10 protein-coding genes are annotated in these 9,327 nt (G+C 66.3%); 8 read left to right on the top strand and 2 right to left on the bottom strand.

The features are described 5' to 3' along the window. Together ACDELDRAFT_RS15405 and ACDELDRAFT_RS15400 are read right to left on the bottom strand one after the other, a co-directional pair. Nucleotides 1-593 (bottom strand): hypothetical protein (locus ACDELDRAFT_RS15405; protein ID WP_005798448.1); only part of this gene is annotated, 593 nt, incomplete at its 3' end. A gap of 128 nt (nt 594-721) precedes the next feature. Further along, nucleotides 722-1,321 carry an NADPH-dependent FMN reductase gene (locus ACDELDRAFT_RS15400; RefSeq protein WP_005798447.1) on the bottom strand — a complete coding sequence of 200 codons (600 nt, stop codon included), beginning with the start codon at nt 1,319-1,321 and terminating at the stop codon, nt 722-724. A gap of 252 nt (nt 1,322-1,573) precedes the next feature. Between ACDELDRAFT_RS15400 and mnmG the strand changes: the two genes are divergently transcribed. The 8 genes from mnmG to ACDELDRAFT_RS15360 all read left to right on the top strand — a co-directional run. After that, nucleotides 1,574-3,556, top strand: coding sequence for a tRNA uridine-5-carboxymethylaminomethyl(34) synthesis enzyme MnmG (mnmG, locus tag ACDELDRAFT_RS15395; protein ID WP_005798446.1), 1,983 nt, complete (start codon nt 1,574-1,576; stop codon nt 3,554-3,556). After that, nucleotides 3,553-4,230 (top strand): 16S rRNA (guanine(527)-N(7))-methyltransferase RsmG, encoded by a 678-nt coding sequence (gene rsmG, locus ACDELDRAFT_RS15390; protein WP_005798445.1) that lies wholly within the window; start codon nt 3,553-3,555, stop codon nt 4,228-4,230. The genes mnmG and rsmG overlap by 4 nt, the downstream gene beginning before the upstream one ends. Before the next feature lie 277 nt (nt 4,231-4,507). Continuing rightward, entirely contained in the window at nt 4,508-5,122 is a 615-nt protein-coding gene (locus ACDELDRAFT_RS15385) for a LysE family translocator (protein ID WP_005798444.1), read from the top strand. Nucleotides 5,123-5,252: 130 nt separating this feature from the next. After that, complete coding sequence (locus tag ACDELDRAFT_RS15380) at nt 5,253-6,065, top strand: ParA family protein (RefSeq protein WP_040329453.1); 813 nt, start codon at nt 5,253-5,255, stop codon at nt 6,063-6,065. 34 nt (nt 6,066-6,099) lie between these two features. Beyond that, nucleotides 6,100-6,642 (top strand): RBBP9/YdeN family alpha/beta hydrolase, encoded by a 543-nt coding sequence (locus tag ACDELDRAFT_RS15375; protein ID WP_005798440.1) that lies wholly within the window; start codon nt 6,100-6,102, stop codon nt 6,640-6,642. A gap of 13 nt (nt 6,643-6,655) precedes the next feature. Further along, on the top strand, nt 6,656-6,919 hold the full coding sequence (locus ACDELDRAFT_RS15370) for a hypothetical protein (protein WP_232504789.1): 264 nt from the start codon (nt 6,656-6,658) through the stop codon (nt 6,917-6,919). A 20-nt stretch (nt 6,920-6,939) separates the two neighbouring features. Then, nucleotides 6,940-7,863: a ParB/RepB/Spo0J family partition protein gene (locus ACDELDRAFT_RS15365; RefSeq protein ID WP_005798438.1), complete on the top strand. Its 924-nt coding sequence runs from the start codon at nt 6,940-6,942 to the stop codon at nt 7,861-7,863. 237 nt (nt 7,864-8,100) lie between these two features. Next, on the top strand, nt 8,101-9,327 hold a 1,227-nt coding region (locus ACDELDRAFT_RS15360; RefSeq protein ID WP_005798436.1), incomplete at its 3' end, for a hypothetical protein.

The raw sequence follows: 9,327 nt of genomic DNA, 5'->3' as shown, positions 1-9,327 counted from the left end.
ACGTCGCTCTCGGTTCCGTTGCGCTGGCCGTCCGTGCACGTGGGGCCCGGGCAGGCGCCGTTGATGCAGTTGTCGCTGGTGCATGTCTGGCAGATGCCAGGGCGGTAAGCCACTGTGATCGGGCAGTGGGCTCCGCTGGACAAGGTGCCGCTGCAGCCGTTGGTTTGGGTGAAGCGGCCTTGCACGCGGATGTCCTGGATGCTGACCGGTTGGCCCGTCAGGTTGCCCATTTGCAGTGTTTGTTGAGCGCCGTCTGCGGTGAAGATCTGCGGTGGGGTGAGGTTGAGTGCGCCCGCTGCCTGCGCGTCTCCGTACCAATGGGTGGCCGCGAAGGTGGTGGCTATGAGTGCGGCCAGTGCCAGAGGGGCTGTGCTGCGAAGTCGCAGCAATCGCTTGCGGGTGGCCAGCACGATCAAAAGGGCTGCCGTCAGCAGCATGTACCAAGAAGTGGCGGGGACCGCTGTGGCCCCGGACATCAGTGCGGCAGAGACGCTGCCAAAGCTGGTGTTGACCGTCAAGACGCCTGTTTCAGCCAGGGCGTGCGACACGCCCCCCAGCACTGTGAACAGTGCAATCCAGAGTTGCCGTTGCATGGTGTTGTTGGTGTTTTGGTGATGGAGCGCGGCCCCCCGGACGCGCCAACCATGCTAGCAGGCGTGCTGTGCCGTGCAACCCATTTATGTCCGCCGCAGCGGGTGGTGCAGGAGCAAGGGCGGCCGTACTACGGCGTTCCGGCGGTCAGGCGCTCGCTCGCCCACAGCACCTGGTCCACCACTGCGCGCACGCGGTCACGGTGGCCGGGCTGCACCAGGGTGCCCGCTTCATCAAACGCGTTGGCAGCCGAGCCCAGCGCCCAAGCCTTGGGGGCCAGCCAGCATTCCAGGTTGATGAGCAGGGGCGCCAGGTGGCTTTGTGAGCGCAGGCCCCCCAGGGCGCCGGGCGAGGCGCTGAGCATTCCCACCACCTTGCCCCGGAACGGCTTGGTGCCGTCGTGCCAATCGGGATGGCCCTGTGCGGGGCTGGACGTCCAGTCGATGGTGTTCTTGAGCAGGGCGGTGTAGCTGCCGTTGTACTCGGGCGAGCAGATCACCCAGGCGGGGTGCCGCCACAGGATTTCCTTGAGTCGAATCACGTCGGCAGGGGTGCCTTGGGCTTCCAGGTCGGCGTTGTACAGGGGGATGTTGAAGTCGGAGAGTTCCAGCAGTGTGACCTGCGCACCGGCATCGCGCGCGATGGCGGCGGTGGCCTGGGCCAGCTTGCGGTTGAAGGATTGTTGGCGGGTGCTGCCGGCAAAGACGAGGAGTTGGTTCTGCATGTACATGGGGTGCCATTGAAGCACAGGGACATGGCAGGATTCCTGCACGGCACGGCAGCGTTCGCGAGGTGGTCCTGTTTCACGTGAAACAAACCCTGCGCAAGAAGGGCGGCTGCGGCAAGGCCCGCGTCTGTGCGCCAAAGATGGGAAAATTGCGGGTTTCCCCTCTGCATGCCGCACAAGGTCGGCCTGGGGGCCGATGGCTTTGGCGCATCGGATGTTGGTTGGTGTTGGGCCGATGGGCCCTGGAGTTGTCCCATGTTGTACCCCCAGGAATTTGATGTGATCGTTGTCGGTGGTGGCCATGCTGGCACCGAAGCCGCGCTGGCCGCCGCGCGCATGGGCAGCCGCACGCTGCTGCTCACGCACAACATCGAGACGCTGGGGCAGATGAGCTGCAACCCCAGCATCGGCGGCATCGGCAAGGGCCATCTGGTGAAAGAGGTGGACGCGCTGGGCGGTGCGATGGCGCTGGCCACGGACGAGGGCGGGATCCAGTTCCGCATCCTCAACAGCTCCAAGGGCCCCGCCGTGCGGGCCACGCGGGCGCAGGCGGATCGCATTTTGTACAAGGCCGCCATCCGCCGCATGCTGGAGAACCAGCCCAACCTGTGGCTGTTCCAGCAGGCGGTGGACGACCTGATGGTGGAAGGCGACCGGGTGGTGGGCGCCGTGACGCAGGTAGGTATCCGCTTCCGCAGCCGCACTGTGGTGCTGACGGCGGGCACCTTCCTGGACGGCAAGATCCATGTGGGGCTGAACAACTACGCCGCTGGCCGGGCGGGCGACCCGCCTGCGGTGTCGCTGTCGGCGCGCCTGAAGGAGCTGAAGCTGCCGCAAGGGCGCCTCAAGACCGGCACGCCGCCGCGCATCGACGGGCGCAGCATCGATTTCTCGAAGTGCGAAGAGCAGCCCGGCGACGGCATGCCGGGCGGCGTGAACGAGGGCACGGTGCCCGTGTTCAGCTTCATGGGCAGCGCAACCATGCACCCGAAGCAGATGCCTTGCTGGATCACCCATACCAACGAGCGCACGCACGAGATCATCCGCAGCGGTTTTGACCGCAGCCCCATGTTCACCGGCAAGATCGAGGGCGTGGGCCCGCGCTACTGCCCGAGCGTGGAAGACAAGATCAACCGCTTTGCCGACAAGGACAGCCACCAGATCTTCCTGGAGCCCGAAGGCCTGACCACGCACGAGTTCTACCCCAACGGCATCAGCACCAGCCTGCCGTTCGACATCCAGTACGACTTGGTGCGCAGCATGCCCGGGCTGGAGAACGCGCACATCCTGCGCCCCGGCTATGCCATCGAATACGACTACTTCGACCCGCGCTCGCTCAAGAGCAGCTTTGAGACGCGCCAGATCCAGGGCCTGTTCTTTGCCGGGCAGATCAATGGCACGACCGGCTACGAAGAGGCGGCTGCGCAGGGGCTGTTTGCTGGCATCAACGCCGCGTTGCAGTGCCGGGGCGATGCGCCCTGGCTGCCCGGCCGCGACGAAGCCTACCTGGGCGTGCTGGTGGACGACCTGATCACCAAGGGCGTGACCGAGCCCTACCGCATGTTCACCAGCCGGGCCGAGTTCCGCCTGCAGCTGCGCGAGGACAATGCCGACATGCGCCTGACGGAAGTGGGGCGGCAAATGGGCCTGGTGGACGACGCCCGCTGGAATGCGTTCAGCCGCAAGCGCGATGCGGTTTCACGTGAAACAGAGCGTCTCAAGGCCACTTGGGTGAATCCGCGCAACCTGCCGGCGGCAGAATCCGAACGCGTGCTGGGCAAGAGCATTGAGCATGAATACAACCTGTTCGAACTGCTGCGCCGCCCCGATGTGAGCTACGCCAACCTGATGTCGCTGGATGGCGGCAAGTACGCATCCAGCGGCGTTTCACGTGAAACCCTGGGTGACTTGACTGAGCCGGTGCTGGAACAGGTGGAGATTGCCGCCAAATACGCGGGCTACATCGACCGCCAGAAAGGCGAGGTGGAGCGTGCCGCGCACTTCGAGAAGCTGCGCCTGCCGCCCGATCTGGACTACATGCAGGTCACGGCACTGAGTATCGAAGCGCGCCAGGTGCTCAACCGCCATCGGCCCGAAACCCTGGGCCATGCCTCGCGCATCACGGGCATCACCCCGGCGTCCATCTCGCTGCTGATGGTGCATTTGAAGAAGGGCGGATTCAAAGAGTTTGCCGTAGCGCCGACTTCGCCCGCCAAGGCGGAGGGCCAGGCAGCATGAGTGCAGCGGTGAATACGGACACGCTGCACCAGCAATTGGAAGCAGGCGCCCAGGCTTTGTCGCTGGATCTGAATCAAGACCAGATCACCCGGTTGATGGAGTTTCTGGCCCTGCTGCAAAAGTGGAACAAGGTCTACAACCTGACGGCCGTGCGCAACCCGCAGGAGATGGTGACCCACCACCTGCTCGACAGCCTGGCTGCCGTGGTGCCGCTGCGCCGGCACGTGGCAACCTTGGGGCAGGGTGGCGCGCAGGCGGTGAGGCTGCTTGATGTGGGTTCCGGCGGCGGTCTGCCCGGTGTCGTGTTCGCCATCTGTTGCCCCGGCGTGGATGTGAGCTGTGTGGACACCGTGGGCAAGAAGGCCGCGTTCATCCAGCAGGCGGCCGTGGCGCTCAAGCTGCGCAACCTGCATGGTGTGCATGCGCGCGTGGAGACATTGACCACCCCCTTCGACATCATCAGTTGCCGCGCTTTTGCATCCCTGCCCGATTTTGTGGCGTGGTCGCGCAGCGCCCTCGCCGCACCCCATGGCGTGTGGCTGGCCATGAAGGGTAAACACCCTGAGGACGAAATCGCCGCGCTGCCTGCGGATGTGGCCGTGTTTCACGTGGAACAACTCGCTGTGCCCGGCCTCGACGCCGAACGTTGCATTGTGTGGATGAGGCCTGCCTGATCACCGGGATGCCCGTCGCATACCACCGCACCGTGCGTCTGTGAGCGGTCTGGGTTCTCGGGCGTTTGCTGCGTTGACCAAGCCGGCAACAGCTGCGGCTATTGCTGAGCTGGGTGTCTTGCCGTCCATCAGGTCCACGGCGTACCCTGGCGCTCGAGGAGTGAAGAACGCCTGGGCACAGACATTTCAGCGGCTGGGGCAGGGTGGTCGCGTAAACTCGTCTCATCCCCCGGGTGCCCCGTTCCATCGCACCCTCCCCCGCGCTTCAGGAGAAATCATGTTCGGCATCGCAGACTACGGCGCCTTTGTTGCCGCCATTGTGTTGTTCCTGGCCATCCCAGGCCCCGGCAACCTGGCGCTCATCACTTCCACCAGCAAGGGTGGCGTCCGTGGCGGCCTGGCGGCCACGATGGGCGTGATTGCCGGCGACCAGGTGCTGATGTGGGCTGCGGTGGCGGGGGTGGCCGCCTTGCTGTCCACCTACCCCACAGCGTTCAACGCCGTGCAGTGGCTGGGGGCGGGCTATCTGGCCTGGCTCGGCTTCAAGATGCTGACGGCCAAGCCGGGCGCCAAGCCGGTGCTGAACATCGAACCCCGCCATTACTTCAAGCAAGCGGGGCTGATCACGCTGCTCAATCCCAAGGCCATCGTGTTTTACATGGCGTTCTTCCCCCTGTTTGTGGACCCCGCACGCCACCAGGGCCTCGTCACCTTTGGTGTCATGGCCGCCACGATCGCTGCATTGACCTTGGCCTACGGCCTGATCGTGGTGCTGCTCACCCACCACCTGGCCGAGCGCATGCGCGCCAACCCCCGCATCGGCCGCGCGCTTGAAAAAGTGGCGGGCGTCTTTCTGATCGGCTTTGGCATCAAGCTGGCCATCTCCAAATGATCCACTACCTCACCACCATGCATACGTACGGACAGACCCGTGTGGCCGCCGGGCCGCTCCCAGGCAAAACGCGGCGCCTTTGGGGGGTAGAGAGCGACACGAAATGCACGACCGTGGGGGCAACATTCTGATGGCCAAAATATTCTGCGTTGCCAACCAGAAGGGTGGCGTTGGCAAGACCACCACCACCGTCAACCTCGCCGCGGGCCTGGCCAAGATTGGCCAGCGCGTGCTGATGGTGGACCTGGACCCGCAAGGCAATGCCACCATGGGCTCGGGCGTGGACAAGCGCAGCCTTGATCTCACGGTGTACGACGTGCTGCTCGAATCCGCCTCGATCAAGGAGGCGGCGGTGCTGGCCGATAAATGCGGCTACTGGGTGCTGGGCGCCAACCGCGAGCTGGCGGGTGCCGAGGTGGAGCTGGTGACGCTGGAGCACCGCGAAAAGCGCCTCAAGGCCGCGTTGGCCGAGGTGGATGCCGACTACGACTTCGTGCTCATCGACTGCCCGCCGTCGCTCTCGATGCTCACGCTCAACGGGCTGTGCAGCGCGCATGGCGTGATCGTGCCCATGCAGTGCGAGTACTTCGCGCTCGAGGGCCTCACCGATCTGGTCAACACCATCAAGCAGGTGCATGCCAACCTCAATGCCGACCTGCAGATCATCGGCCTGCTGCGCGTGATGTTCGACCCCCGCATCACGCTGCAACAGCAGGTCAGCGACCAGCTCAAGGGCCACTTTGGCGACAAGGTGTTCAACACGGTGATCCCCCGCAATGTGCGGCTGGCCGAGGCCCCCAGCTACGGCCTGCCCGGCGTGGTGTTCGACCCCGCAGCCAAGGGAAGCCATGCGTTCATCGAATTCGCACAGGAGATGGTCGAGCGCGTGCAGACCATGCCCTCTGCAACCACTTCCATGGCCAAAACGGCACCAGGTGCTTGATGCACAAGCGTTGTCAGCTATTGAATTAATAGTAATGAAGCCATCCAACGTCCTGCTCCTGCCCGGCTGGCAGAATTCCGACCCTGACCACTGGCAAAGCCGCTGGGAGGCCCTGCGCGGCTACCACCGCGTGGAACAGCACGATTGGATGCGCCCCCTGCGCGGCGACTGGTCCGCGCGGCTCGAAGAAACCGTGGCCGATGCCGATGGCCCCGTGGTGCTGGTGGCGCACAGCCTGGGCTGCATCCTCACCGCCTGGTGGGCGGCGCACACCCGCCATGCGGCCAAGGTGCGCGGCGCGCTGCTGGTGGCCCCGGGCGATGTGGAGCGGCCCGATCTGGCCGAGGTGATTCCCGGCTGGGCGCCCATTGCGCGCCAGTCCCTGCCGTTCCCCGCCGTGCTGGTGGGCAGCCGCAACGATCCTTATTGCAGCTATGAGCGCGTGCAGGGCCTGGGCGCTGACTGGGGCGCCCGATTTATCGACTATGGCGAGCGCGGGCACATCAATGCCGAATCGGGGCTGGGGGATTGGGTCGAGGGGCGGGGCTGGCTGATGCAGCTCGCTACGGGGGCATGAGCCGCTGGACCTTTTGGCGCAAACGGCCCCTGCGCCGTCTGTGGACGGGCTGCCCGGCACCGTATCCGCCCCACGCGCGCAGCGAAAAATCGACGGTGACTGGCTGGCGGAAGCCATTCCCACGGTACTGGCCTGGTTGCTGCCCAGTGGGGCGGTGGTGGTGAGCGCGTTCGGGCAGTTTCTGCTGGCCGCGCTGCTGCTCACCCTGGCGCTGGGAGTGTGGCTGCGCCTGTGGCGCGGCCGCCAGCGCCGCCAAAAGGCCGCACACAACTCTTAGAACTCAGAGGAATTTCTCGCATGGTCACCAAAAAACCCAAGGGCCTCGGCCGAGGCCTCGAAGCCCTGCTCGGCCCCAAGGTCGAAGACAAAGTGGAGCAGGCCCAGGCCGCCGAAGCGGGCCTGCCCAGCAGCCTGCCTTTGAGCGAGCTGGTGCCCGGCGTGTACCAGCCGCGCACGCGCATGGACGAAGGCGCGCTGTACGAGCTGGCCGAGTCGATCAAGGCCCAGGGCATCATGCAGCCCATCCTGGTGCGGCGCCTGACCGATGGCGAGCACGCGGGCAAATACGAAATCATCGCGGGCGAGCGGCGTTTTCGTGCCTCGCGCCTGGCGGGCCTGGCCGCAGTGCCGGTGCTGGTGCGCGATGTGCCCGACGAGTCCGCCGCCGCGATGGCGCTCATCGAGAACATCCAGCGCGAAGACCTGAACCCGCTGGAAGAGGCCCAGGGCCTGCAGCGCCTGATCCGCGAGTTCGGCCTGACGCACGAGTTGGCCGCGCAGGCCGTGGGCCGCTCGCGCAGTGCCGCCAGCAACCTGCTGCGTCTGCTCAACCTGGCCGAGCCCGTGCAGACCATGCTGATGGCGGGCGACATCGACATGGGCCATGCGCGTGCGCTGCTGTCGCTGGACCGCGCGGCGCAGATCACGGCCGGCAACCAGATCGCGGCCAAAAAGCTGTCGGTGCGCGAGGCCGAGGCGCTGGTCAAGAAGATCGGTGCCGAGTTCAACCTCGTCTCGCCCCGGCCCAAGAAAGAGAAGTCGCGCGACCTCAAGCGGGTGGAAGAAGAGCTGTCCGACCTGCTCATGGCCGAGGTCGAAGTGCGTGTGAAAAAGCGCGTGAAACGCAACGGCCGCGTGGAAGACATGGGCGAGCTGGCGATCCAGTTCGGCTCGCTCGAGGCCCTGAACGGGCTCATCGACCGGCTGCGCGCCGGCGCGTGAGCTGCGCGCGCCTGGCGGCCTGCCGGCCCGGTGCCGGCATTTCCGGTGGGTGTGTGAAATAGCGCACACAAGCCTGCGCCGGGGCGCCGCAGGCGCTTGTAACGGACTGCGATGCCCGCCTACACTGCGCAGCGTTCACTCACCCGGGTGAGCCCTCGGCGCTAAGGCGGGGCGGGCGGCAGCGCCCCTCCCACCGGTTCCGTTTTCTCCGGGTGCCCCTTCACTCAGGAGACAACCATGACGCCCCTGCGCTCCCTGCATCCTTCACGCCTGTTGCACCGTTCCACCGCGCTTGCCGCCGGTCTGTGCCTGCTCAGCCTCGCGGCGGGCGCCCAGAACGCCCAGAACGCCAAGCCGCCCAAGACCCAGCTGTGGATCGACCTGTCCACGGGCACCATGGCCGGCATGCCCGAGATGGAGCTGCCCGCTGGCGGCGGCTTGCTCGGGGGGCTGATGGGCGGTGGCCGTGCACCCGGCATGGGCGGCAATGCCACGGCCTATGGCGGCGCACGCGGCATGGGCGTGATGCCGCCGCGCATCGTGGACATCGCACTGCACAACAGCCTGCGCCCCGGCGTCGAAGCCCGCCAGGCCATCCCGCCCGGCATGCGCATGGGCGAGAGCCTGCCCCTGGTGCCGCCAAAGGCGCAGCCTACCCAGAGCGAGCCCGGTGACGTGCCCCAGGAATACCAGCAGCACCAGCCCAAGGGCCGCATCCTTGTGTATTGGGGCTGTGGCGCCAGCGTGCGCGCGGGGCAACCCCGTGTGGTCGATCTGGCGCGCGCCAAGCCATCGGACTATGCCGCAGCGTTTGCCGGCCGCGCAGTGCCCGACCGCGGCGCCCGCGTGGGGCCGGCCTATGCGCTGTACCCGAACGAGCGCAATCAGGTGAATTTGTCGAAGGACAGTTCATTGGTCGGCGAGCACCGTGTGCTGGGCGAGGGCGTGCCCGCGTCGATGCAGTTCACGCTGGGCCCCGCGCAAGACCTGATGCCCGCCATCGAGCTGCGCACCACCGGCAAGCCCCAGGACAGCATGGGCACGAGCTGGCAGCCCGTGCGCAACGCCCGGGCCTACTACCTGCATGCGATGTCGCAGAACGGAGACGACCTGGTGCTCTGGTCCAGCGCCGAGACGCCCGATACCGGCATGGGCCTTTTTGATTACCTGCCCAACGCCACGATCGAGCGCTGGACCAAGGACCGCGTGCTGCTGCCGGCCGAAGCCACGCAGTGCGCCATTCCCCAGGGCATCTTCGCCGCCAGCGGTGGCCAGCAGGGCACGCCCATGCTGCGCATGATGGCCTATGGCGGCGAAAGCCACATCGTGTACCCGCCACGTCCCGCCAATCCCAAGGCCCCGTGGGAGCCCGAATGGGCCGTGCGGGTGCGCACCAAGGCCCACACCATGGCCATGCTCGGCGAAGAGCAGGACGGGCGGGGCGGTGCCGGCATGGGCATGCGC

It is taken from the genome of Acidovorax delafieldii 2AN (assembly GCF_000175235.1).
GTDB lineage: Bacteria > Pseudomonadota > Gammaproteobacteria > Burkholderiales > Burkholderiaceae_C > Acidovorax > Acidovorax delafieldii_B.
This window is presented reverse-complemented; position numbering and strand designations above follow the sequence as displayed.

Coding starts and splice junctions, on each gene's coding strand:
- ACDELDRAFT_RS15400 (WP_005798447.1), bottom strand. CDS start 1,321: ATGTACATGCAGAACCAACTCCTCGTCTTTGCCGGCAGCACCCGCCAA.
- mnmG (WP_005798446.1), top strand. CDS start 1,574: ATGTTGTACCCCCAGGAATTTGATGTGATCGTTGTCGGTGGTGGCCAT.
- rsmG (WP_005798445.1), top strand. CDS start 3,553: ATGAGTGCAGCGGTGAATACGGACACGCTGCACCAGCAATTGGAAGCA.
- ACDELDRAFT_RS15385 (WP_005798444.1), top strand. CDS start 4,508: ATGTTCGGCATCGCAGACTACGGCGCCTTTGTTGCCGCCATTGTGTTG.
- ACDELDRAFT_RS15380 (WP_040329453.1), top strand. CDS start 5,253: ATGGCCAAAATATTCTGCGTTGCCAACCAGAAGGGTGGCGTTGGCAAG.
- ACDELDRAFT_RS15375 (WP_005798440.1), top strand. CDS start 6,100: ATGAAGCCATCCAACGTCCTGCTCCTGCCCGGCTGGCAGAATTCCGAC.
- ACDELDRAFT_RS15365 (WP_005798438.1), top strand. CDS start 6,940: ATGGTCACCAAAAAACCCAAGGGCCTCGGCCGAGGCCTCGAAGCCCTG.